This is a genomic window from Burkholderia sp. AU30280 (assembly GCF_020420125.1).
In the GTDB taxonomy this organism is placed as follows: Bacteria; Pseudomonadota; Gammaproteobacteria; order Burkholderiales; family Burkholderiaceae; genus Burkholderia.
Genome location: NZ_JAIZRY010000001.1, coordinates 837,523 through 860,253 on the forward strand (window position 1 = coordinate 837,523; position 22,731 = coordinate 860,253).

At 65.6% G+C, this 22,731-nt stretch carries 23 protein-coding genes; 10 read left to right on the forward strand and 13 right to left on the reverse strand.

The features are described 5' to 3' along the window. Positions 1–13 precede the first annotated feature (13 nt). The gene (locus LGN17_RS03785; protein ID WP_226195205.1) at positions 14–1,255 is read right to left on the reverse strand and encodes a glycosyltransferase; all 1,242 of its coding nucleotides are present in this window, start codon (positions 1,253–1,255) and stop codon (positions 14–16) included. Between the two features lie 94 nt (positions 1,256–1,349). Here LGN17_RS03785 and LGN17_RS03790 point away from each other — a divergent pair, with 94 nt between their 5' ends. After that, positions 1,350–1,970, forward strand: coding sequence for a TetR/AcrR family transcriptional regulator (locus LGN17_RS03790; protein ID WP_226195206.1), 621 nt, complete (start codon positions 1,350–1,352; stop codon positions 1,968–1,970). A gap of 324 nt (positions 1,971–2,294) precedes the next feature. Next, complete coding sequence (locus LGN17_RS03795; protein WP_175952223.1) at positions 2,295–2,648, forward strand: hypothetical protein; 354 nt, start codon at positions 2,295–2,297, stop codon at positions 2,646–2,648. Between the two features lie 37 nt (positions 2,649–2,685). Here the strand turns inward: LGN17_RS03795 and LGN17_RS03800 are convergent, their stop codons facing one another. The 5 genes from LGN17_RS03800 to LGN17_RS03820 all read right to left on the reverse strand — a co-directional run bounded on the left by LGN17_RS03800 (position 2,686) and on the right by LGN17_RS03820 (position 7,423). Beyond that, positions 2,686–3,516: an alpha/beta fold hydrolase gene (locus tag LGN17_RS03800; RefSeq protein WP_226195207.1), complete on the reverse strand. Its 831-nt coding sequence runs from the start codon at positions 3,514–3,516 to the stop codon at positions 2,686–2,688. Positions 3,517–3,625: 109 nt separating this feature from the next. Beyond that, positions 3,626–4,543 (reverse strand): LysR family transcriptional regulator, encoded by a 918-nt coding sequence (locus LGN17_RS03805; protein WP_175965782.1) that lies wholly within the window; start codon positions 4,541–4,543, stop codon positions 3,626–3,628. A gap of 181 nt (positions 4,544–4,724) precedes the next feature. Then, complete coding sequence (locus tag LGN17_RS03810; RefSeq protein WP_175952226.1) at positions 4,725–4,970, reverse strand: DUF3717 domain-containing protein; 246 nt, start codon at positions 4,968–4,970, stop codon at positions 4,725–4,727. Between the two features lie 265 nt (positions 4,971–5,235). Continuing rightward, entirely contained in the window at positions 5,236–6,771 is a 1,536-nt protein-coding gene (locus LGN17_RS03815) for an amino acid permease (protein ID WP_226195208.1), read from the reverse strand. 409 nt (positions 6,772–7,180) lie between these two features. Next, complete coding sequence (locus LGN17_RS03820; protein ID WP_226195288.1) at positions 7,181–7,423, reverse strand: hypothetical protein; 243 nt, start codon at positions 7,421–7,423, stop codon at positions 7,181–7,183. On the opposite strand from LGN17_RS03820, the gene LGN17_RS03825 reads away from it, so the two are divergent. From LGN17_RS03825 to argG, 3 genes are all read left to right on the forward strand, one after another. Continuing rightward, positions 7,362–8,894: a sensor domain-containing diguanylate cyclase gene (locus tag LGN17_RS03825; protein ID WP_226195209.1), complete on the forward strand. Its 1,533-nt coding sequence runs from the start codon at positions 7,362–7,364 to the stop codon at positions 8,892–8,894. The genes LGN17_RS03820 and LGN17_RS03825 overlap by 62 nt on opposite strands. Positions 8,895–9,068: 174 nt before the next feature. After that, positions 9,069–10,139, forward strand: coding sequence for an FUSC family protein (locus LGN17_RS03830; RefSeq protein ID WP_226195210.1), 1,071 nt, complete (start codon positions 9,069–9,071; stop codon positions 10,137–10,139). Between the two features lie 329 nt (positions 10,140–10,468). Beyond that, positions 10,469–11,803 carry an argininosuccinate synthase gene (gene argG, locus LGN17_RS03835; protein WP_069250949.1) on the forward strand — a complete coding sequence of 445 codons (1,335 nt, stop codon included), beginning with the start codon at positions 10,469–10,471 and terminating at the stop codon, positions 11,801–11,803. Positions 11,804–11,997: 194 nt separating this feature from the next. On the opposite strand, the gene LGN17_RS03840 is transcribed toward argG, so the two are convergent. From LGN17_RS03840 to LGN17_RS36825, 3 genes are all read right to left on the reverse strand, one after another. After that, positions 11,998–12,462: a hypothetical protein gene (locus LGN17_RS03840; RefSeq protein WP_226195211.1), complete on the reverse strand. Its 465-nt coding sequence runs from the start codon at positions 12,460–12,462 to the stop codon at positions 11,998–12,000. Positions 12,463–13,094: 632 nt separating this feature from the next. After that, positions 13,095–13,973 (reverse strand): hypothetical protein, encoded by an 879-nt coding sequence (locus LGN17_RS03845; RefSeq protein WP_226195212.1) that lies wholly within the window; start codon positions 13,971–13,973, stop codon positions 13,095–13,097. 2 nt (positions 13,974–13,975) lie between these two features. Beyond that, complete coding sequence (locus LGN17_RS36825) at positions 13,976–14,245, reverse strand: YwqJ-related putative deaminase (RefSeq protein WP_226195213.1); 270 nt, start codon at positions 14,243–14,245, stop codon at positions 13,976–13,978. A 130-nt stretch (positions 14,246–14,375) separates the two neighbouring features. Here LGN17_RS36825 and LGN17_RS03855 point away from each other — a divergent pair, with 130 nt between their 5' ends. Then, positions 14,376–14,891: a shikimate kinase gene (locus LGN17_RS03855; protein ID WP_226195214.1), complete on the forward strand. Its 516-nt coding sequence runs from the start codon at positions 14,376–14,378 to the stop codon at positions 14,889–14,891. 352 nt (positions 14,892–15,243) lie between these two features. Next, complete coding sequence (locus LGN17_RS03860; RefSeq protein ID WP_226195215.1) at positions 15,244–16,038, forward strand: polysaccharide lyase family 7 protein; 795 nt, start codon at positions 15,244–15,246, stop codon at positions 16,036–16,038. Between the two features lie 180 nt (positions 16,039–16,218). Here LGN17_RS03860 and LGN17_RS03865 read toward each other — a convergent pair whose 3' ends face one another. From LGN17_RS03865 to LGN17_RS03875, 3 genes are all read right to left on the reverse strand, one after another. Further along, a complete protein-coding gene (locus tag LGN17_RS03865) occupies positions 16,219–17,220 on the reverse strand; it encodes a LysR family transcriptional regulator (RefSeq protein ID WP_226195216.1) in 1,002 nt (333 codons plus the stop codon). Between the two features lie 95 nt (positions 17,221–17,315). Next, positions 17,316–17,735 (reverse strand): ATP--cob(I)alamin adenosyltransferase, encoded by a 420-nt coding sequence (locus tag LGN17_RS03870; RefSeq protein ID WP_226195217.1) that lies wholly within the window; start codon positions 17,733–17,735, stop codon positions 17,316–17,318. Positions 17,736–17,857: 122 nt separating this feature from the next. Continuing rightward, the gene (locus LGN17_RS03875) at positions 17,858–18,658 is read right to left on the reverse strand and encodes an AraC family transcriptional regulator (protein WP_175952237.1); all 801 of its coding nucleotides are present in this window, start codon (positions 18,656–18,658) and stop codon (positions 17,858–17,860) included. 171 nt (positions 18,659–18,829) lie between these two features. On the opposite strand from LGN17_RS03875, the gene LGN17_RS03880 reads away from it, so the two are divergent. The 3 genes from LGN17_RS03880 (at position 18,830) to LGN17_RS03890 (ending at position 20,922) form a co-directional block, all read left to right on the forward strand. Continuing rightward, positions 18,830–19,456 carry a LysE family translocator gene (locus LGN17_RS03880; protein WP_226195218.1) on the forward strand — a complete coding sequence of 209 codons (627 nt, stop codon included), beginning with the start codon at positions 18,830–18,832 and terminating at the stop codon, positions 19,454–19,456. 13 nt (positions 19,457–19,469) lie between these two features. Further along, the gene (locus LGN17_RS03885) at positions 19,470–20,231 is read left to right on the forward strand and encodes a class I SAM-dependent methyltransferase (RefSeq protein WP_226195219.1); all 762 of its coding nucleotides are present in this window, start codon (positions 19,470–19,472) and stop codon (positions 20,229–20,231) included. A 97-nt stretch (positions 20,232–20,328) separates the two neighbouring features. Then, positions 20,329–20,922: a nuclear transport factor 2 family protein gene (locus LGN17_RS03890; protein WP_226195220.1), complete on the forward strand. Its 594-nt coding sequence runs from the start codon at positions 20,329–20,331 to the stop codon at positions 20,920–20,922. Between the two features lie 61 nt (positions 20,923–20,983). Here the strand turns inward: LGN17_RS03890 and rtcR are convergent, their stop codons facing one another. After that, on the reverse strand, positions 20,984–22,603 hold the full coding sequence (gene rtcR / locus LGN17_RS03895) for an RNA repair transcriptional activator RtcR (RefSeq protein ID WP_226195221.1): 1,620 nt from the start codon (positions 22,601–22,603) through the stop codon (positions 20,984–20,986). Positions 22,604–22,731 lie beyond the last annotated feature (128 nt).

Here is a 22,731-nt window from a genome sequence, read left to right on the forward strand (position 1 = left end):
TCGATGCGCGGGCTTACCGCGCGCCCGGCCGCCCCCATCGCTCGATCGCGCCGACGGCCCGCTTCAAGCCTTCCTCTTGCGCGACGCGCGCGCCGAGTTCCATCGCGCGCGCTTTCGTTTCGTCCCGTTCGGCAAACGCGATGGCCCGCGCCAGCGCAGCGGCGTCCACGCGCCGCCCCGCGACCGGCGCAGCGGCCACGCCGAGCCGTTGCAGCCGGTTCGCCCAGAAGAACTGATCGCCCGCGAACGGCACGACGACCGACGGAATGCCGGCCCGCACCGCCGAATGCGTGGTGCCCGATCCGCCGTGATGAAGCGCCATCGAGACGCGCGGGAACAGCCAGTCATGCGGTGTCTCGCCGATCACGTGAACGTGCGCCGGCAGCATCGATGCGTCGATGCCGCTCCAGCCCGGATAGAACAGCGCGCGGCGGCCGGCGAGCGCACGCTCAAGCGCATCGACCATGGCGGCGCGATCGAAGCCGGCCATGCTGCCGAAACCGGCGTACACGGGCCGATCGCCCGCGTCGAGAAAGGCCGAAAGATCGGGCGGCGACTCCCATGCACGCGCATCGATTCGCCACTGGCCGCAGGCCTGCACATTCGACGGCCAGTCGCCCGGGCCGCCAAGCAGCGCCGGCGACACGCCGTACAGCATCGGATGATCGGTCCACACATGCTTGCGCGGCGGCAACCCGCACACGCTCGCGCGCGCCGCATTCGTCGCCTTCCTGAACGCCTGCCACAACAGCGCATTCACGAGCCGGTGGCTCGCGCGGTTCAGCCAGCGCGGCAGCTTCCCCGGCGGCAGGAACGGCGACGCGAATGCCGCAGTGGGTGTGATCGGGATCATGCCGGTGCCGATCGCCGGCACACCGCGATACTCGGCGACCGACAAGCCAACGAACGACGCGAGTCCCGACACGAGGATCGCGTCGCAATCTTCCGACGCGGCCGCGATTTCCCGCATCCATGCAGCCGTGTTCGCGTTGGCGATCGCCGCGAGCGCCTTCGACGTATCGTTGAAACCACCACGCCCGCGCACCGCATCCGCCAATGCGCCGTCCGGCGCGATCGCACGGCGGATATCGCCGGGCAACGGCGCCGACGGCACGCCGAGCGCGGCGGCCGCGCCGAGCGTCGCCGCATCGGCCAGCAGCCGGACCTCGTAGCCGGCATCGATCAGCGCACGGCCGAGCGCCGCCAGCGGGCGCGTGTCACCTTCGGTGCCGTAGGTGGCGATGACGAGCTTCATGCGTGACTCCTCGAGCACGGCGGCAACGGGTGGATTCGTAAAAGTGCACGCCGTATACTAATGCAATTCGTGCACTTTCATCCAATCCCTCGCCATGCCGACTCCGACCGACGATCCGGGCCGCCGCGCGCGCAAGCGCATCCAGATGCTCGCGCATCTCGCCGCCACTGGCGCACGCCTGTTCGACGCGCACGGCTACGAAGCCGTCACGATGGAACAGATCGCCGCGCAAGCCGACGTCGCGAAGCGCACGCTGTACAACCACTTTGCAACGAAGGAAGCCGTGCTCGCGCACTGGCTCGAAGGTGAACTCGCACGCGATCTCGCGCATCTGCAGCGCGACGTCGCGCGGCGCAAGACCTTCGCGTCACGCATCGGCTGCGTGCTCGATGCGTCGGCTGCGTGGTGCGAGCAGCATCCCGCCTACCTGCTTGCGTATTTGCGCCATCGCTTCCTGAGCATCGGCGCGGCCGAACCGGAAAGCGGCGGAGAGAACGGCGGCGATATCGCGCTCGTGTGGCGGCAACTGATCGCAGTCGGGCAACAATCCGGCGAACTGAACCGCGCGCTGCACGCCGACCAGCTCGCGACGTGGTTCCATCACCTGTATCTCGCGGCGATGCTGCGCTGGCTGACCGTGCCGGGGTTGTCGCTGAAACGGGAGTTCCAGGCGGTCGCGAAGCTGTTTGTCGAAGGCGCGGAAGCGAAAGACTGAGCGGCGCCGGTGGCCGGTCAAGCGTTCACCGGATCGCAAGCGCCCGGGCACGACCGCGAGCAGCGAGCGCCCGATGCGGGCGACCGCCGTTCCGCAGGCGACGAATATGGCGAATCCGGCGCATCCGGCAAAGACGGCGCGACAGACACGCCGCGCGGCGCAGATGCATTTTTACGACGAACGCATACATCGCATGCCAAATTTCCCGTGCAGCAGTATGCTGATGTCGTACGGCTGCGCACGACGCTTCGGGTAATCCCTTCGTTTGCACGTTGTCGCGCCGCCGTCGCGATCGCAATCATGCGTATCAAGGAGGGATTCGTGATGACAACCACGCATCAGCATTTCCACCTCGAACTACGGCACGCCACCGCGCCGACCTATTTCATCAGCTACCTGTTTCCCGCCTTGCTGTTCGTGTACGAACTCCTGCGCGTCGGCCAATGGATCCGGGATCACGGGATGCAGTTCGCCGCGTTCAAGCAGATGGGTTACGAGTATCTGCTGATGCTGCTGTTCGTCGGGCTGCAGATCGTCGTCGAGGCGATCTTCCTGCTCGGCGCAGCGATGCGCAAGGATCATCGCGACTTCGAGCACCGGCTGCCGAACGTGGTCCTCGGGATCGGCTGCTCGATCGCGCTGCTCGCGATCGACCTCGCGATCCAGCTCGCGTTCTGATGACCGGCGGGCGCCTGCCCGCCGGCGGCGGCAGCGCTCAGGCGAGCGCGTCGCGCAGGAACGTCGTCACGGCGGCCAGCACGTCGCCGGTTCGCTCACGGTGCGGCATGTGCCCGCACTGGCCGAGCAACAGATACGACGACGGCCCCGCGGCGCGCGCGGCGATCCGCTTCGGATGCACGTCGGACCCGTATTCGTCGTCTTCGCCGTGAATCGCGAGCGTCGCGCATGGCACGCGCGGCAATGCGTCGTCGAGATTCCAGTCGCGGAAAGCCGGCGACAGCCACGTGTCGACCCACGCGCGCAGCACCCATTCGGCCTTGTCGCCGTGATAGCGCGCGAGCCGGTCGAGCTGGCCCGGTTCGTCGAACTGCTGCGCCGCGCCGCGAATGCCGGCCAGCGTGCGATCCTCGACGAACGCCTGCGCGGCGATCGTCACGAGCGCGCGGCAACGCGCCGGATGCGCGGCGGCGCACCCGACCGCCATCCCGCCGCCGACGCTGTGCCCGAGCGCGACGAACGCGCCGACGCCCAGTTGTTCGAGCAGCGCCGCGAACGCGTGATCGGCCTCGTCGCGCACGAACGTCGTGGCGAGTTTCCCCGGATGGCGATCGGAACGACCGAAGCCGAGGCGATCGTACGCGATCACGTCGCGCTGCGCGGCGCTCGCAAGCTGCGCGGGAAAGTCGCGCCACAGTTCGACGCAGCCCAGCGAATCGTGCAGCAGCACGATCGGTGCGGCCGGCTCAGGCGCGTACGGCTTCGCCGCCCCCGCCGCCCGTTGCGCCGGGCCGCCGCGCCAGCGTTTCGCGAAGAGGCGCCCTTGCGGCGTCTCGACGGTGGTCTCCTCGATCAGGATATCGGTCATGGGTCTGTCGCCTGCATGAAAGCGGCCGCCCCTCGGCGGCCGTATCGGATCCTGCGATGCTGGCCCGCGCCCGCACACGGCGTCAAGCATGCCCCCACCGCCCGCGCGTTCATTCGGGCTGCGGCGGCAGATACTCCATCTGCGCCTCGTCGTACAGCCGGTAGATCAGCGCCTGCATCGCGCGGATGTCCTCCGATTCGTCGAGCATTCGCATGCTCATGATGATGGGCGACACGAGGTTCGGATCGTCGAGCGGCTTGTAGCTGATGTCGTCGCGCTTCAGGCCGTACACGCTGTGCGGCACGACCGACACGCCCTCGCCCATCGCGACGAGGCCGAGCGCGATCTGCAGTTCGCGCGTCTCGTAGATCTTGCGCGGCTGCAGCGCCCGGTCGTGAAAGGCCGCGAGCACCTGGTCGGCATAGCTCGGGCGCGGCGCCTTCGGAAAGATGATCAGCGTATCGTTCACGAGATCGTGCAGCGACAGCACGGGCTTCGCGCTGTCGAGCACATGGCCGACCGGCAGCGCGACGATCATCCGCTCCTCGCGCAGCACGACGCGCCGCACGCTCGGATCCTCGTGGCGGATGCGCCCGAACCCGACGTCGATGCGCCCTTCCTTCAGCGCCTTGATCTGGTCCATCGTCGACATCTCGTGCAGGCTCAGCTCGACGGCCGGGTATTCGCTGCGAAAGCGCCGGATGATCTTCGGCAGCATCCCGTACAGCGTCGAACCGACGAAGCCGACCGACATGCTGCGCTCGATCTTGCCGACCCGCTTCGTCATCGATTCGAGCTCGGCCGTCTGCGCGAGCAGCTGCACCGCGTGCGAATAGAAGAAGCGCCCCGCGTCGGTCAGCTTCAGCGGCCGCGCGTTGCGCTCGAACAGCGGCACGCCGAGCGCTTCCTCGAGCTGCTGGATCTGCCGGCTCAGCGGCGGCTGCGCGATATGCAGCCGCTCGGCCGCCCGCGTGAAATTCCGCTCTTCGGCGACCGCGACGAAGTAGCGGAGGTGTCTCAACTCCATGTTCGATGCCTCCCGGACAGCGCTCCGGCGCGCAACCCCGGCCGGATGATGTCGTCACGATACCGCAGGCGGCGCAAACCGCCACGCGCGCGGCCCCGCGCCGCCCAAAGCAAAACGGGAAGCCCGCGAGCTTCCCGTTGTTTCATCGACGCCGCGGTGCGGCGGCGCAACGCGCCGTCCGTCACACCTCGGTCGCGTAGAGCGCGTCGCGCTGCGCGTCGCTCAGCGAGTCGAGCGGCACGTCCGGCAGCTTGTAGCAGATCATCGTGCCGTACAGCTCGGCGAGGCAATTGCTACCGGCGTCGAGCGCGTAGCCGTCCTCGCCGTCCGGAGCCGGCGGGTACACTTCGCGCCACGCGTTGATCGCGGCTTCGAGTCGCACGATGGAAACGGGTTCGGCCTTCCGCTCGGCGGGTGATGCGCTCATGGATTCCTCTGGGTTGCGCGCTCCGCGGGCCGTATCGGCCCGGATGGAACGATGAAAACGCCGGGCCGCGCGCCGGCCGCCGCACGCCGCGCGCGCCGGATGCCGATCCGCGCCGCGCGCCTCGCGCCGGCCGGGCCGTGGCCCGGTAGGGTCGGGCAATATAACCGGCTTTGACCCCGTGCAGGCAAAAGCCGGGCAAAAAAAAACGGGAAGCGCGAGGCTTCCCGTTTCGTCGCAGGTCACGCGGCCAAGTGCCGCGCCCGCGTCAGCTCGCGGTTTCGCGGTTCGCCACCGGCTGCCGCTGCGCACCGCGGCTTGCGGCGATCCACGGCGCGATTTCCATGTCTTCGTAGCGCACGAAACGGCTCTTCTTCAGGAACCGGAAGCCGAGCCACACGACGAGGAACAGCGGAATGCCGACATAGGTCGCGGCCACGCCGGCCCAGTCGATCCGGTTCGCGAGGAACGCCTGATAATCCTGGCCGAGCGCGATCACGAGGCACAGCACGAACGCGAACAGCGGGCCGAACGGGAACCACTTCGACTGGTACGGCAGCTGGTCGAGCGCATAGCCCTGCTTCACGTAGCCCTTGCGGAACCGGTAGTGGCTGACCGCGATGCCGAGCCACGCGATGAAGCCCGTCATCCCCGACGTGTTCAGCAGCCACAGGTACACGGTCTTGTCGCCGTACAGCGACGTGAAGAAGCACAAGGCGCCGACGGCCGTCGTCGCGTACAGCGCATTGCGCGGCACGCCGCCGCGCGACAACTTCGCGAAGATCTTCGGCGCACGGCCTTCGGTCGCGAGGTTGTAGAGCATCCGCGTCGACGCGTACATGCCCGAGTTGCCGGCCGACAGCACGGCGGTCAGGATCACCGCGTTCATCACGCCGGCGGCAAACGCGAGGCCGGCGTGGCGGAACACCAGCGTGAACGGGCTCACGCCGATGTCGGTGACGTCCGTCTTCAGCAGGTTCGGGTCGGTATAGGGGATCAGCACGCCGATCACGAAGATCGCGAATACGTAGAACAGCAGGATGCGCCAGAACACCTGGCGCACCGCGCGCGGGATCGTGGTGCGCGGGTTTTCCGATTCGCCGGCCGCGACGCCGATCAGCTCGGTGCCCTGGAACGAGAAGCCCGCGATCATCGCGACGCCCATCAGCGCCGGCAGCCCGCCCGCGAACGGCGCGTCGCCGATCGTCAGGTTGCCCCAGCCGTTACTCGGCGCCCCTTTCAGAATGCCGAAGATCATCAGCAGGCCGACGCCGGTGAACGCGACCACGGTGACGACCTTGATCAGCGCGAACCAGTATTCGGCTTCGCCGAAGCCGCGCACGGTCAGCGCGTTGAGCAGGAACATCACGCCGAGGAACGCCGCGCTCCACCACACGCCCGGCACGTCCGGAAACCAGTAGTGCATCACGAGCTGCGCGGCGACGAGCTCCACCGCGATCGTGACGGCCCAGTTGTACCAGTAGTTCCAGCCAAGCGCGAAGCCGAAGCCTTCGTCCACGTATTTCGCGCCGTAGGTCGCGAACGAGCCCGACACCGGCATGAACGCGGCCATCTCGCCCAGGCTCGTCATCAGGAAATAGACCATCAGGCCGATCGCCATGTAGGCGACCATCGCGCCGCCGGGGCCAGCCTGCGAGATCGACGCGCCGGACGCGACGAACAGGCCCGTGCCGATCGAGCCGCCGATGGCGATCATCGTCAGGTGGCGCGCCTTCAGCGCGCGATGAAGCTTGGGTGGGTTCGCTGGCGAACCGGATGGGTCGGATTTCGGAATGGCGGACATAAACAAGACGTACGTTGAGCGGGCCGGCATCCGTAGCCGGCGCATGCGGAATCGGAGCGCGGGGCGCGTCCTGCGATGCATTCGATGCGGCCCCGATACGCGTTGCGCGGCGGGCGCCTGCGGCGAAGCGCGGATTCTACCTGATTCGTCACGGGGACAGCGCAGGTGCCGCCGCCCGCCGCCGCCGCGGAGATTTCGCAGAATCAAGGGGTTGGCCGCGCCGAACCGGGCCGCCGATGCAGGCCGGCTCGAAAACCCCGCGCGGCGGATGGTTATCCGGTGCGCCGATCCGCCCGGCGGTTCTTCACTGTCCCGTCGCCATCCTCCCGATACCGCGTCAGCATTCATAATGGCCGGGTAATCACGGGATTATTCAGACAATACAACCGATATTGGCGATTGATTCAAATCAAATCATGTGCAAGTAAAGCAGTAATGATGCGTAACACGCCAGAATCGCCGTCTCCGCATGCATGTTTTGCATGTGCACGCGAATGTCAGGAATTCGCGAGATAATGCGGCCCGATTCAAAATAAACAGCGTACGGAATCGCCGACGACGCGAAAATCCGCCGCCCGCCACCCTCGAGGATGAAGTCATTCACGCTGCCCGCCGCGCTGCGCCGCCATACCGCGTCGATCGTGGCACGCATTCTGTCGCCCCGCGGCGTGCTCGTCGCGGGGATCGTGCTGCTGATGTTCAGCTGGGGGCTTTCCACGTCGCTTTTAATCGAGACGCGGCGCGATGCATATGACCATGCGGTCGAAAATGCACGCAACCTGATGCTGCTGATCGAACGCGATATCGCGCGCAATATCGAACTCTACGATTTGTCGCTGCAGAACGTCGTCGACGGCATGGCCGACCCGGAACTGACGACCTTGCCGCCGCGCCAGCGCCACCGGCTGCTGTTCGACCGCGCGGCGACCGGCGAGTATCTCGGATCGATCTTCGTGATGGATGCGCACGGCAATATCGTGATCGATTCGAGCGCGTCGCCCGCGCGGCAAGGCAATTTCGCCGACCGCGACTATTTCGCCGTGCATCGCGACGGGCTCGCGCAGGGCCTCTACATCAGCAAGCCGTATGCCGCCCGACTACGCGGCGGCGCATTGACGATCGCCCTCAGCCGCCGGATCAACGGGCCCGACGGCACGTTCGCCGGCATCGTCGTCGGTACGCTCAGCATCGACTATTTCCGTGCGCTGCTCGACGGCCTGGCGGTCGGCAAGCACGGCAGCGCGGCGATCGTCGAGGACAACGGCACGCTCGTGTCGCGGCTGCCGTACGACCCGCATGTGGTCGGCCTCGACCTGCACGACTCGGCGCTCTTCATCGACTCGCAGCGCGCCCGCGACGGCGTGCTGACCGGGGTCGGCGCGATCGACGGCATCCGGCGCATCTATGTTTACAAGCATCTCGCCGGCCTGCCGCTGATCGTCGACGTCGCGCCCGCCGAGGTCGACATCTACGCGTCGTGGCACCATCGCGCGATCTGGATCGTCGTGCTGATGTGCCTGTTCACCGGGTTCATCGCGTGGGGTTCGCTGGCGCTGTCGCGCGAACTCAAGCGCCGGCAGGTCGCCGAATCGAAGCTGTACCGGCTCGCGCATACCGATGCGCTGACTGGCCTCGACAACCGCGGCACGTTCGACATGGTGCTCACGAAGGAGGCGCAGCGTGCGTCGCGCAGCGGCCGCCCGCTGTCGGTGCTGTTCGTCGACGTCGATCACTTCAAGGCGTTCAACGACTACTACGGCCACCCGGCCGGCGACGACGTGCTGCGGCGCGTCGCGCAGACCGCATCGCGCTGCCTGCGCCGCGACAGCGATCACGTCGCGCGCTACGGCGGCGAGGAATTCGTCGTCACGCTGCCCGACACCGATGCGCAAGGCGCGATGACCGTCGCCGAGAGCATCCGGCGCGCGATCGTGGCGCTTGGCATCGAGCACGCGAAAAGCCCGTACGGGCGTGTGACCGCAAGCATCGGCGCGGCCACCTCCGCCAACGGCCGATTGAGCGCCGCGACGCTGCTGCGGCGTGCCGACGAGGCGCTGTACCGCGCGAAGTCCGGCGGCCGCAACCGTGTGCTGGAGGCGCAGCCGAGCGCCGCCGACGCATGACGCCGCCATGACGCCACCCTGACGTGACGTGAAGTCGCGCGGCGGCCGGCCGGGCCGGCTGACCTCGCCGTGGACAGCCCTCCCGCGTTCGGCTAGCGTTACGTCTGCTGCGCATGCGGCGCGGCGCCGGCCCGCGCAGGCCGCCGTGCGCGTTCCGGCCACTCCAGCTCCGCCATGACCACCCCGCTCCCTACCCGGCTGCCGCCGCTCCTGCGCAACGCGCTCCGCCCGCTGCTCGACCCGTATCGCCGCTACCGGCACGCGAAGCTGATCCATGCGGCGCGCGTCTCGCTCGCGATTCTCGTGTCGATCGCGCTGTCCACCGGACTGAGCGTGCCGCACGGCGAGTGGTCGACGATCACCGTGCTGATCGTCGTCGGGGGACTGCAACATCACGGCAACATCCGCAAGAAGGCCGCCGAGCGTGCGCTCGGCACGTCGATCGGCGCACTCGCGGGGCTCGGGCTGATCCTGCTGTATTCGTTCGTGCACGCACCGTTCGCGATCTACCTGCTGATGGCGCTCGCATGCGGCATCTGCGCGTATCACGCGATCGGCAAGGCCGGCTATATCGCGCTGCTGTCGGCGATCACGATGGTGATCGTCGCCGGGCACGGCGACAACGAGATCGTCGACGGCCTGTGGCGCGCGGTGAACGTGCTGACCGGCATCGCGATCGCGCTGGCGTTTTCGTTCGCGCTGCCGCTGTATGCCACCTACTCGTGGCGCTACAAGCTCGCCGACGCGCTGCGCGCGTGCGCGGCCGTGCATGCGCGGCTCGCGGGCGACCGCCCGATCAGCGACGACGCGCACCTGAAGGAGATGGCCGCGCTGAGCGCGCTGCTCGTGCAGTTGCGCTCGCTGATGCCGTCGGTGTCGAAGGAATGCGAGACGTCGATGGCGCAGCTCGAGGCGATCCAGCGCAGCCTGCGCCTGTGCATCGGCTATCTGGAGATCCTGTCGAGCGCGGTGCCGCCCCGCGACGACATCGCGGCCCGCGAATACATGCGCGTCGACATGAAGGGCGTGAACCGGCGCATCCGCGACACGCTGGTCGGCGCGAGCCGCGCGCTCAAGTTCGGCACGCCGAGCCGGCTCTCGCCGCGCCGCCGGCCGGCCGACCCGCCGCACGACGCGCCGCCGCCGCAGTTGTCCGGCTACGTGTCGATCACGGCCAAGCTGGCCGGGGAAGTCGACCAGTTGCGCGAGAAGCTGCTCGACACCGCACCGTCGTGGAACATCTGACGTTCGCGGGACGCCGGGCTTCGCACGCCATTCTTTCATTTGTCTTTCATGGTGGCGAGCCGGCATCCTGACGCCGGAAGCCCCGCCTTTCGGCCGATCCGGCCCCGGAAGCACGGCCCGCGGCCGGGCTCACCGGCGCCTGCTTTTACGGCGATTTCGCGCCGGCTCGCGGGGCGTTCTCCACCCGGCTCACCGCCCGTCAGGCCCGCCGCGACAGGCCCGACGACGGTTCCGCGCGAAAATCAACCCTTGCCCCAACCTTCCGGACAGCCGATACTCGCATATTCCGCGAAATACGATCCCACCGGCTTCAATCCACGGTAATTCCTATGAGCACGATTCTCGAAAGCCTCCCGACCGGCCAGAAGGTCGGTATCGCCTTCTCCGGCGGCCTGGACACCAGCGCAGCGCTGCACTGGATGAAACTCAAGGGCGCCGTCCCGTACGCATACACGGCGAACCTCGGCCAGCCCGACGAAGACGATTACGACGCGATCCCGAAACGCGCGATCGAATACGGCGCAGCCGGCGCCCGCCTGATCGACTGCCGCGCGCAGCTCGTCGCCGAAGGCATCGCCGCGCTGCAAAGCGGCGCGTTCCACATCACGACGGCCGGCGTCACGTACTTCAACACCACGCCGATCGGCCGCGCCGTGACGGGCACGATGCTCGTCGCCGCGATGAAGGAAGACGGCGTCAACATCTGGGGCGACGGCAGCACGTACAAGGGCAACGACATCGAGCGCTTCTACCGCTACGGCCTGCTCGTGAACCCGGATCTGAAGATCTACAAGCCGTGGCTCGACCAGACGTTCATCGACGAGCTCGGCGGCCGTGCCGAAATGTCCGAATTCATGAACCAGGCCGGTTTCGCGTACAAGATGTCGGCCGAGAAGGCGTATTCGACCGATTCGAACCTGCTCGGCGCGACGCATGAGGCGAAGGATCTCGAAAGCCTCGAAAGCGGCATCAAGATCGTGAACCCGATCATGGGCGTCGCGTTCTGGCGCGACGACGTGAAGATCGCCGCGGAAGAAGTGACGGTGCGCTTCGAGGCCGGCCAGCCGGTCGCGCTGAACGGCGTCGAGTTCACCGACCCGGTCGAGCTGCTGCTGGAAGCGAACCGCATCGGCGGCCGCCATGGCCTCGGCATGAGCGACCAGATCGAGAACCGGATCATCGAAGCGAAGAGCCGCGGCATCTATGAAGCCCCGGGCCTCGCGCTGCTGTACATCGCGTACGAGCGTCTCGTCACCGGCATCCACAACGAAGACACGATTGAGCAGTACCGCGAGAACGGCCGCCGCCTCGGCCGCCTGCTGTACCAGGGCCGCTGGTTCGACCCGCAGGCGATCATGCTGCGTGAAACCGCGCAGCGCTGGGTCGCACGCGCGATCACCGGCGAAGTGAAGATCGAACTGCGCCGCGGCAACGACTACTCGATCCTGAGCACGAAGTCGCCGAACCTCACGTATCAGCCGGAACGCCTGTCGATGGAGAAGGTGGCGTCGACGTTCTCGCCGCGCGACCGGATCGGCCAGCTGACGATGCGCAACCTCGACATCACCGATACGCGCGACAAGCTGCGCGTGTATTCGCAAGTCGGGCTGCTGACGCCGGGTGAAGCGTCGGCGCTGCCGCAGATCAAGGGCGACGAGAAGTAACGCGTGCTATTGATTGCGGCCGGGCGGCGGGTTCTGCCGCCCGGCTGTGTTGCACCCTCTCCCTTCCTCAGTGAAGCGCCAGGCTGGCCTCCTTCACGCCGTCAAGCAACGTCGCCGTTGGTCGCCGGCGCTCAACCTGCAAGTTCTTGCAGATACTCGTCGCTGAATTTCACGGCCGCCGTACGTGCAAGCGATCACTTGCCTGCCCTTTTGTCCTGATATCCGATCGTTACAAATACTTCCCCGGTGTCATCGTCACACAAGACCCGCGCCGGCACTGACACATCGCCAAACTCCCTCTGCAATTTCGCATTCCAGCCATCAACGATCAATTTTGCGAGCTCAGCAGCCTGGTCGGTATCAATATCATCAAACATTCCCGTTATTTCAAGCAGATTTATCCAGAATTGGATTTCGTGAGAAGCCTTTCCTTCACTCAACAACCTTTTGTACTCTTCGTCACTGAACAATTCAGAGACAAATATCGCCCCGTCCACGACCTTGAGATCCGGCAAGAACAATTTACCAAAGTGGAAAAGAAAATCATAAACCAGACCATGCCCCTTATAGAGAACATGAACATAGTCAAGCCCTGAAATATCAGCACGCTGATTAACAGATACAAACGATGCGAAGTCGAATGGTTTGAAATGATTCATTACATTTTTTTAAAATTTATCCGGGATCAGGCAACCCTACGTTGAGCTTGCTTGCGCGCTCGCGCCTACCATCGAGGACGCCATGCATGCCGGTGCTTGGCCCAACAGGTCGGCACTGTCAAGCCTCGCCATCACGAGTCGCCCAGATTTCGAGAGAGTCGGTCAGTGGCTTTGATCAGGTCCGGAACTCTGAACTTCCCGACCATTTTCACAATATTGCTCTTTGCCAACTCCAAATCGATACCGGCAGCAGTAACGAACAGCGGCTTCGAACTGCCTCCGCGTAAAATTTCTGCGTTTTTGGCGTTCCCAGGAATTTGGTCTTTGCGACGCCAACTACCGGAATCTTGCCATCAAGGTGTTGCCACAACCGCATACCGAGGCCTGGACATTCGTCGGCGCCAAGTGTCACATAGCCATCGACGACGATACATTCAAGCGGATGTTCGACATGCTTCAGCAACTCGACGATGCACGGTAATTCACGCAAATAGAATTTTCGGGGATATAGCTCGCCAGACCATCGACTTTAGCCGTCAGTCTCTCGACCACTACGCTGCTTTCCCAGGATTCGGTCACCATTCCTGCGGTAAGCGCGCTGTCATCGGAGTAGGACACGTCGACGATTAAAATCACGTTACCTCACGCCCGTCCACAAAAACCTTAACAGAAGAACCGCCTCTCTTGACAAATGATTCAAGATCAAGGTGCTCACCACTTCCGTGCTTGATTCCCGTTAACTCGAATCCGTCGACGCGCAATTCTCCCAAATGCGGAAGACCCACCAAGCTCAAGAATTTCACACCAACATTTGTCAATTTGAGCACTGCAACATCCCTCAACATCCCGCAATCGCTCAAATATCGAAAGAAATCATCTCCGACATCTCCTCCAAATAGAGTCAGATCATCTGACATCTCGAGCCTCTCGAAGTCGCGAACTGTAGAAATGGGAAAAAATCGAGCCTTCCTTACTATTCTCGGAATAGCTTCAAGAAAGCCATTGCACGCACTCAATATTACGAGTCGCCCCTCTTCTGAAAAACGCATCCCGCCATAAAACTCGGCATTGGTCGTTACATCTACACTCTTCAACCCGCCAGACGAATACCACTCGTAAACCTCGCCAAATTCATCATTAGGAACGTCAAAATAAACCATCCCTCCGGCCTCGGTCCACCTGGCCTCTGAATACACGATGCCGTTCCGCAGAAAGACTTCCCGCGTGCAGGCACCGTCATCGAATTCATATCCGATTCCGCTGAACGGCCGCCCCTGGTACAACGGCACCTCATAGTCAGACAACATTCCGGTCAGATCAACCTGATCGAATCCATCACCAGGGCTCGCGCAAATTGGACGGTAACTCCCCACTTCGACACCATCCACCAGTTCTATCGCGCGCACCCTTTGCTCTTGCCTAATTTCGAAGGAAACTCCAGAAAACTCCTTTCCGGAAAGAAAATATCTCCCACCTTTCCGCTCCAACAACTCGATATTTATCCGGCTCAATTCTATTTCCTCCCGGTAATAACATTAACATTGGGCGGAATGATCCCACTACAATTCCGACATGCCGTGAACGCGCCTCCTTGAGTTCCGGCCGCACTGCTCCGCCCCAGCTCTATGGTCGCAATACTGATATCGGCCAGGTTCAGTGCAGCCGGATTTGGCACTGCGTTGTAGATGTAGTTCAAAGACTGAACCTCCGCGTGCAAGCCAGGTATCCCTGCCATGTAATGCTTTTGTGAGTTACCGAGGCGAGCTAACGGCTCACACGCCACCTTTCTTTAGGGTATATCCCTAATAAATTTTCATTTCGGATTTGCGGCCAAAATATTACAAATACATTTCAATCGACCGCGCCGGATCGGTGCCGCGTCCCGCCTCCTCTCCGAAAATCACGAGCCCCCCGTGCAACGCCCCATCGCCCCGCCACCTCTTACCGTCATCCACCTGAACGGCCCGATCAACAGCGGCAAGACGACGATCGGTCTCGCGCTCGCACGCGTGCTGCCCGATGCGCGCTTCATCGACGGCGACGATCACGATGCACCCGAGGATGCGCCGTTCGACGTGCAGTGGGCGATCGCGCTCGAACGTCTCGTCACGCAGATCACGAACGCACGCGAGCGTCATTTGGTCATTGCCTATCCGATCGGCGAAACGGAGTTCGAGCGGCTCCGCGCCGCCACCGTTGCGCGCGATGCGCGGTTGTTCGTCGTGACGCTCGCGCCGCCTGAAGCGGTCGCCTCGTCGAATCGCGGCTCGCGCGCGCTGACGGATTGGGAGCGGAACCGGATCGCCGAGATGTATCGCGAAGGCTATGCGTCGCGGCCATTCAGCCAGATGGTGCTCGATACGTCCGATGCGACGCCTGATGCTTGTGCGGCGCGAATTGCGCAGCACGTCGCAGTATCAGAGTCATAACGCCTACGCCCGCGACTACGCGAGCGCGCACGCCATGGAGTTGCACCAATCGCGCTTGCCGCCACCCAGCGGATAGCAGCATCACCCACCAAAGGAAAACGTTTACTCTTCCGAAACTTCTTGCTAGCATCGTCCCCGATCGACTGACCCTCGCACGCGGAAAGCCGATCGAAAGCTCCATTATTCCAACGCTTTTTCGCATCCTTTTACTCGCCGTCGCGTCATCCCTGCTTTCTGTATTTTGGAGTGCTTTCTATGGGCAACCGATCTCGCTTCGACGATCGCGCGCCTGAAAAAGGAAAACGTTATCCACAACATGGCACCCAGCCATGGACCATCAGAGAGAGACACCATGAAGAACAGAATCATCCCGTGCGTCGTCGCCGTTCTGTCCGTTGCGTGCCTGTCCGCGTGCGGCGGCGACGATCCGGCCAGCCCGGCCGCCGCTGCCCGCCAGCAGGCCACCGCGATGGCGCTCAGCCCGTCGAACCCACCCGGCTCGAACTTCAACCTCGCGCCGTTCACGCTGCAGTTGCCGACCGGCTCGTCCGGCAAGGTCGACACGGTGAGCGGTTCGTCGCTCGCGGGCGGCTACGTGAACCCGACGTACTTTTATACCGACGGCAGCGATGGATCGATGGTGATGATGGACCCGACGCAGGGCTGGACAACGTCCGGCTCGCTGCATCCGCGCACCGAGTTGCGCGAGAACGCGATCTGGCCGACTTCCGGCACGAACCGGCTGAATGCGACGGTGGCCGTCACGCAGGTGCCCGATCACACGACGATCGGCCAGATCTTCCAGGGCACCGGCCCGAGCAAGCCGCTGTGCGAGTTGCAGTTCACATCCGGCGGCGTCGTGCAATTGCTGCTCGAAAGCACCAACCAGGGCGGCAAGGCGACGACCACGCCGATCACCACGGTCGGCGTCGGCAAGCAGTTCAGCTACGCGCTGAGCCTGAGCGGGACGACGATCACCGTCACGGCGAACGGCACGACCAAGACCTTCACGATGGATTCGAGTTTCGACGGCGAGAGCTTCTACTTCAAGGCCGGTGACTACGACCAGACGGCCGTGTCCGGCACGCCGCTGACGACGCCCGGCACCGTCGTGAAGTTCTATGCGCTGACGCTCACGCACAGCTGATCGCGTCTCGATGGAGCGCGCCGGACGGGCATGCGATGCGTCCGCCCGGTGCCCAGGTGCCAATCTCGCGTTGATGAGTGAGGCGCCAAATGGAAAACACTCGCTGCGCGACTCGCGCTGCCGCCCCGGGAACAGGACCGGATGGCGCACGCATTCCATCTCGCAGAAGCATGAGCGCCGTCACACCACCGCGACCTGCCGGTCTTCGCGCTCGCACGCGGCGGCCGCACGCGCCTTGAGCCGAACCGCCGTTGCCCCCGCAACGATCATGCCCTCCCCGTCCCGCGCGGCGTCCACGAACCGCTCCGCAATCCAGTCGACGAACGCGCGCACGCCGGGCGACACATGCGGCCGCTTCACGTAGACGGCCGACACCGCGATCGCGCCGGGCCGCCAGCGCGGCAGCACTTCGCGCAACCGCCCCGCGTCGATCAGCGGCTGCGCGGCGACGCGCGGCGGCTGGATCAGCCCGAGGCCGTGCACGCCGCACGCCAGATACGCCTGCTCGTCGTCCACGGCGACGATCCCGTCGAGCCGCACCTTGCGCACCGCGCCATCGGCGAGGAAATCGAGTTCGGCCGTGCGCTGGCCCGGCAAGGACGATACGCTGACCGCGCGATGCGAGGCCAGATCGTCGAGCGTACGCGGCACGCCGTGACGGTCGAGATACGCGGGGCTCGCGCACGTCACGCGCTCGAGCATGCCGAGCCGGCGCGCGACGAGCGACGAATCGGGCAACTCGCCGAGCCGGACGCTGCAATCGATCGCGTCGCCGACCCTGTCGGCCGCACGCCCGGATACCCCCACCGTCAGCATCAGGTCGGGATGCCGCGCATGAAACGCGTCAAGCGCCGGCAGCACGATCGCGTCCGCGACCGCCGCCGGCAGCTCGACGCGCAGCGGCCCGCTCGGATGCAGCGCGGCGCCGCGGATGCTGGCCTCGAGCTCGTCGACATCCGCCGTGATGCGCACGCAGCGCCGGTAATACGCGTCGCCTTCGGGGGTCGCCCGCAGCGCGCGCGTCGTGCGCACCAGCAAAGGCATGCCGAGCGCCGTTTCGAGCTCCTGCACGGTCCGCGTCGCGGTGGCGCGCGAAATGCCGAGCGCCTGCGCCGCACGCGTAAAGCTGTTCATTTCGACGATGCGCGTGAAGATGCGCATCGAGCGGATCGGATTGTCCACCGGACACCCCTGCATGGTTGCCGCATGCCGCGGCGCGCATTCGCGCACCGTGCATGCGTGTCGAGGAACGCCGCGCCGCCGGCGCGGCAGATGGTTCAGCCGTTCGCCGCCGCGGCGCCGCGCGCCGGTTCGTCGAGCAGCCGCCGCGCCAGCGCGAGCGCGTCGTCGCGGGTTGCCGCCGCGTTCAGCGGATAGCCCCACACCTTCTCGAACGCGCCCGAGAATGCATCGAGCGCCACGCGCCGCGCCGCGTCAGGCTCGATCGCGATCATCGCGGGAATCCATTCACGCGACTGCGCGCGGTTGGCCTTGCTCCACTTCGCGAGCTGCTTGCGCAACGCGTGATCGTCGGCGCCGCGATCGTCGCCGGACGGCGCGTCGTCGGTAAGGAAAACGAACGGTTCGCGACGCGCCAGCAACGCGTCGAGTTCGGCGATCAGGCGGGCGGGGTCGGTATGCGTCGAACCGGTGTAACGCAGCCAGACAAACGGGAATTCGGTCGTGACGATTTGCATGTCGACCTCCATATGAGAACGATTCTCATTTTATGGATCGAGGCCTGCGGCGTCATTTATCGTCCCGGCCAACCGCTTGCTCAATCCGGCCAATCGCGCATGTATGGCGCGAACCGCGCGGTTCAGCGTTGCCGGTCGGTCAGGAATTGCGTGGGCGACTTGCCGGTCGCCTTGCGGAACATCGTCACGAAGCTGCTCGCGCTCTCGTAGCCGAGATCGATCGCGATCTGGTGCACGCGGCGGCCGGTCGTCAGCATCCGCAGCGACAGCGCGACGTGCAGCCGCCGGCGCCAGTCGCCGAGGCTCATCCCGAGCTCCTTCGCCGCGAGCCGCGTCAGGCTGCGCTCGCTAATGCCCACGCGCCGCGCGAGTTCGGGCAGCGGCGACTTGTCGGCCGGATCGGCGAGCAGTTGGTCGATCAGCTTGCGCAGCCGCCGGTCGGCCGGCATCGGCAGGTACAGATCCTCGACCGGCGCCGCGACGAGTTCGTCGAGCAGCGTCGCCATCAGCCGCCCTTGCGGCCCGTCGACGTCGTACAGGTTCGGAAAGCTCGCCGCCTTCAGCAGCAGCTCGCGCAGCAGCGGCGACACCGACAGCGTGCAGCAGCGCGCAGGCAGGTCGAGCGCGGCGTCCGGCTCGACCAGCACCGCATAGAACGTCGCGCCGGCCGAGCCGTGCGCCGCGTGCGGGACGTCGCCCGGAATCCACACCGTGCACTGCGGCGGCGCGCTCCACACGCCGCCGTCGATCTCGCAGTAGATGACGCCGCTCAGCGTGTAGAGCAATTGCGCCTGCGGATGGCTGTGCCGCTCGAGCCGCCATTCGGGCTCGACGACCGAGCCGCCGAACACGACGAGCGGACGCGGCACGTGAAAGACTGCGTCATCCGCTGCGGGATCGGTGGTGGGTGGAAGCTTGCGCATGAAGGTGGACGATGGAGGAAGCCGGACGCGCTGCCCGCGCGTCCTCTCGTGCTTATACCAGAAAGGTGCCGGGGGCAGCCGTGCGGTTGCCTCGGCTGCGTCGGCAGCCGCACGCCGAAGCGAATACAATGCCCCGATCCCCCGCCGCTGCGCCAACCTGCCGGAGCCGCCATGTTCGACCTGACCACGCTGACCACCTTCACGGCCGTCGTCCTGGGCCTGTTCCTGATCCCCGGCCCCGCCGTGCTGCTCGTGCTGAGCCGCACCGTGCAGGGCGGCCGCAAGACCGGCATCCTGACCGGCCTCGGCGTCGCCAGCGGCGATTTCGTGCATACGCTGTTCGCGGCGGTCGGTCTGTCGGCTCTGCTGATGACGTCGGCGCTCGCGTTCAATGTCGTGAAGGGGGTCGGCGCCGCGTACCTGATCTATCTCGGCGTGCGCGCGCTGATCGAGAAGCCGTCCGATCCGTCGCTGCCGGCGGTGTCGCCCGTCACGCCGCTCAAGGCGTACCTGCAGGCGATTCCCGCCGAAGTGCTGAATCCGAAGACCGCGCTGTTCTTCCTCGCGTTCATGCCGCAGTTCGTGCATCCGGAACGCGGCTCGACGTTCGTGCAGTTCGCGGTGCTCGGGCTGATCTTCGTCGTGCTCAGCTCGCTCTACACGACGCTGATCGCCTGTTCGATCCGCCCGCTCGGCCGCATCGTGAAGCGGCTCACGTGGCTCACGCGCTGGCAGGGGAAGATCATCGGCTCGATCTTCATCGCGCTCGGGCTGCGCGTGGCCGTGCAGCAGCGCTGACGCGCGCGGCCGCATGACGTCCAGCACGGCGCCCGCCGACGAAGCCCTCTATACCGACCCGCGACTCGTCGCGGTCTACGACCTGTTCAACGCGGGCGATCGCGATTTCGCGTTCTACGCATCCGTGATCGGCACCGCGCGACAACGCATTCTCGACCTCGGTTGCGGCACCGGCACGTTCGCGCGCCGGCTCGCGGCGGCCGGGCACGACGTCGTCGCGATCGATCCCGCGCCGGCGATGATCGATTACGCACGACGCCAGCAGGGCGCCGACGCGGTACGCTGGATCGCCTGCGATCTGGCCGGCCTGCCGCCCGACGCCCGGTTCGATGCGGTCGTGATGACCGGCCACGCATTCCAGTGCCTGCTGACCGACGACGACATCGACGCGACATTGCGCGGCGTGCGGCGCGTGCTCGCCGACGGCGGCCGTTTCCTGTTCGATACCCGCAACCCGCGCGTCGAGCCGTGGCGTGCATGGACACCGGAGCATTCGGCACGCAGCGTCGAATCGCGCGAATCCGGCGTCGTCGATCTCCATCATGCGGTGCGCGCGGTAGACGGCGCGATCGTGACGTTCGACACGTACTACCGTTTCCGCCGCGACGACACATTGCTGACGAACACGAGCCGGCTGCGCTTCATCGCGCAACCCGAACTGCAGGCGCGCATAGTCGCAGCCGGATTCTCGTCGGCCGACTGGTTCGGCGACTGGCAACGCACACCGTTCGATGCCGCGACCAGCGCGGAGATCATCGCGATCTGCCGCGCGTGAGTGCGCGTTCGATGACGTCATCCCGCAACGGCCAGCGTGTCCACCGCATACGCATGCCGGAGCATGCGGCCCGATAACCCGATACTGGAAGATCACCATGCCCCTCCCGCTTCATCCCGCGCAGGTTCGCGCGCTGCTCGAATGCTATCTGCGCGCGAAGGACCAGAACCGGCCCGCGTTGATCGCCGACTGCTTCGCTGCCGATGCCGAGCTGAGCTTTTCGCTCGCGAACGACGATATCGATTTTCCGCCGCGCGTGACGGGTGCGGCGGCCATTGCGCGCACGCTGGTCGAGGAATTCGGCGAGCGGTTCGAGCGGTGCCGGACCTATTACATCTGCACGGAACCGGCAGTCGACGAACGCGGCGTCAGCGCAATGTCGTGGCTCGTCGTGATGCGACAGAAGGACAACGGCGCGTTGCGGATCGGGCATGGCACGTACCGTTGGCAGTTCGCGGACAACCGCGAAAGCGAGGACGCCGCGCGGATTGCCGCGCTGCACATTCATATCGCCCGGATGGATACGATCGACGATCCGAAGTCGGCGAAACTCGATGCGCTGCACGCGGCGTTCGGATATCCGTGGCTGCCGGCGCAGGCGTTCGCGCGCGGGCTGGCGGACGTAGCGGCGGCGCAGCCGGATTGGGCGTTCCTCGCGCCGTTCCAGGGGGCGGCAGCGGCAACGGCGTGACCGAACCCGCCCGCGTGCCCGCGGGGCCGCTCGGCTCCGCGCGGCATCCGCGCCGCCGCGCTCACCGCGCCCCGTCGAGCGCCTGCCGCACGCCCTCCCAATCCAGCCCGAATCGCGCGAGATACTTGCGCAGCCGGTCCGCATCGTTCGGCTGCTTCTTGTTCTGCCGCGAAACCGCGAACAGCGTGCGCCCCGCCTCCGACAGGCTTGCCGACACGCGGCACACGTCGAGCACGCGTTCGAGCTGCGCGCGGTCGAACAGGTCGAGTTCCGCCGCACGCGCGCCGAACACCGCGTCGACACAGCCATCGGACGCACCCGCGCCGCCCGGCGGCGACCACGTGCGCGTCAGCCGTTCGACTTCCTGCTCGGCGAGCGCTTCGGTAATCCGCCCGGCATCGGCCAGCGTCGCCATCCGCGTGACCGACGCGGACAGCTCGCGGAAGTTGCCGGGCCACGCCGCACGCGGCGACGCGGCGAACGCGAGATAGCGCCGCTTTGCCTCGACGTTGAAACGCACCTGCTCGCCCTGCTCGCGGCCGAAACGGTCGAGTTCGAATTCGAGGTTCGGCTCGATGTCCTCGCGCCGCTCGGCCAGCCCCGGCAGTTCGTACGTCCACAGGTTGATCCGCGCATAGAGATCCTCGCGGAACGTGCCGGCCGCCACCATCTGCCGCAGGTCGCGATGCGTGCCCGCGATCAGCTCGAAATCGCTGGTGGCCTCGACGTCCGCGCCGACCGGCAGGAAACGCTTCTCCTCGATCGCCTTCAGCAGCATCGCCTGTTCGTCGAGCCCGAGTTCGCCGATCTCGTCGAGAAACAGCAGGCCGCCGTCCGCCGCGCGCAGCAGCCCGGCCCGCGCAGATTGCGCACCCGTGAACGCGCCCTTCACATGACCGAACAGCGTCGACATCGCCGCGTCGCCGCGCAGCGTCGCGCAGTTGATCTCGATGAACGGCCCCGCGAGCCGATGACGGCCGCGCTTCAGCTCATACACGCGCTTCGCGAGAAACGACTTGCCGGCGCCCGTCGGCCCGACCAGCAGCATCGGCGCACGCGAACGCACGGCCACCCGCTCCAGTTGCTCGATCAGCGCGTTGAAGCGCGCGTTGCGCGTCGCGATGCCGGCCTTCAGGAACGACACCGTTTCGTCGCGCTCACGGGTGAAGCGCTGCGCGATGCGGTTGTAGCGCGACAGGTCGAGATCGATCACCGACATCGTGCCGGGCCCGCTCAATCCTTCGTCGGTCTTCTGCGGTGGCGCCGTCTGCGCGAGACGCGCAGGCAGGTAGCGCGCTTCCGCCAGCAGGAACCAGCAGATCTGCGCGACGTGCGTGCCGGTCGTGATGTGGATCAGGTAATCCTCGTGGTCGAGATCGAACGGGTAGGCGCGCGCGAAATCATGCAGCGTCGCATAGACCTCCTCGAAATCCCACGGGTCGCGAATCTCCATCGGGACGAGCCGCACGTCGGTGTGCGGCGACACGCGCTCGAGATCCTGTTTCACGCGGTTCGCGAGACGCGCGTAGTTCGGCGAATGCAGCAGTTCGAGCCGGTCGATCGGCGTGTCGCGCTGTTCGCACAACGAAATCGTCGGCCGCCAGTTGCGCCAGCGGCGCTGCGAGCCGCCGCCCTGGTCGAGCACGGTACCGAGAAAACCGATCGCGACGGTCTTGCGCATGTTTATCCCAAAAGATAATGGACGATCCGATTGTATCGACATTTCCGGATCGAGCCATGGCCCGATTTCCCTACGCAACCCACCACACAAAATAATTCCCCTTTTATTTCAACGGCTTGGGATTTATC

Bases quoted from the DNA above. Each gene is read 5' to 3' on its own strand.
- LGN17_RS03830 (WP_226195210.1), top strand. From the start codon at position 9,069: ATGACCACCCCGCTCCCTACCCGGCTGCCGCCGCTCCTGCGCAACGCG.
- LGN17_RS03825 (WP_226195209.1), top strand. From the start codon at position 7,362: ATGAAGTCATTCACGCTGCCCGCCGCGCTGCGCCGCCATACCGCGTCG.
- LGN17_RS03870 (WP_226195217.1), bottom strand. From the start codon at position 17,735: ATGCAAATCGTCACGACCGAATTCCCGTTTGTCTGGCTGCGTTACACC.
- LGN17_RS03785 (WP_226195205.1), bottom strand. From the start codon at position 1,255: ATGAAGCTCGTCATCGCCACCTACGGCACCGAAGGTGACACGCGCCCG.
- LGN17_RS03840 (WP_226195211.1), bottom strand. From the start codon at position 12,462: ATGAATCATTTCAAACCATTCGACTTCGCATCGTTTGTATCTGTTAAT.
- LGN17_RS03815 (WP_226195208.1), bottom strand. From the start codon at position 6,771: ATGTCCGCCATTCCGAAATCCGACCCATCCGGTTCGCCAGCGAACCCA.
- rtcR (WP_226195221.1), bottom strand. From the start codon at position 22,603: ATGCGCAAGACCGTCGCGATCGGTTTTCTCGGTACCGTGCTCGACCAG.
- LGN17_RS03810 (WP_175952226.1), bottom strand. From the start codon at position 4,970: ATGAGCGCATCACCCGCCGAGCGGAAGGCCGAACCCGTTTCCATCGTG.
- LGN17_RS03890 (WP_226195220.1), top strand. From the start codon at position 20,329: ATGCCCCTCCCGCTTCATCCCGCGCAGGTTCGCGCGCTGCTCGAATGC.
- LGN17_RS03800 (WP_226195207.1), bottom strand. From the start codon at position 3,516: ATGACCGATATCCTGATCGAGGAGACCACCGTCGAGACGCCGCAAGGG.
- LGN17_RS03860 (WP_226195215.1), top strand. From the start codon at position 15,244: ATGAAGAACAGAATCATCCCGTGCGTCGTCGCCGTTCTGTCCGTTGCG.
- LGN17_RS03795 (WP_175952223.1), top strand. From the start codon at position 2,295: ATGACAACCACGCATCAGCATTTCCACCTCGAACTACGGCACGCCACC.
- LGN17_RS03820 (WP_226195288.1), bottom strand. From the start codon at position 7,423: ATGCGTGCCACGATCGACGCGGTATGGCGGCGCAGCGCGGCGGGCAGC.
- argG (WP_069250949.1), top strand. From the start codon at position 10,469: ATGAGCACGATTCTCGAAAGCCTCCCGACCGGCCAGAAGGTCGGTATC.
- LGN17_RS03875 (WP_175952237.1), bottom strand. From the start codon at position 18,658: ATGCGCAAGCTTCCACCCACCACCGATCCCGCAGCGGATGACGCAGTC.
- LGN17_RS03805 (WP_175965782.1), bottom strand. From the start codon at position 4,543: ATGGAGTTGAGACACCTCCGCTACTTCGTCGCGGTCGCCGAAGAGCGG.
- LGN17_RS03790 (WP_226195206.1), top strand. From the start codon at position 1,350: ATGCCGACTCCGACCGACGATCCGGGCCGCCGCGCGCGCAAGCGCATC.
- LGN17_RS03885 (WP_226195219.1), top strand. From the start codon at position 19,470: ATGACGTCCAGCACGGCGCCCGCCGACGAAGCCCTCTATACCGACCCG.
- LGN17_RS03880 (WP_226195218.1), top strand. From the start codon at position 18,830: ATGTTCGACCTGACCACGCTGACCACCTTCACGGCCGTCGTCCTGGGC.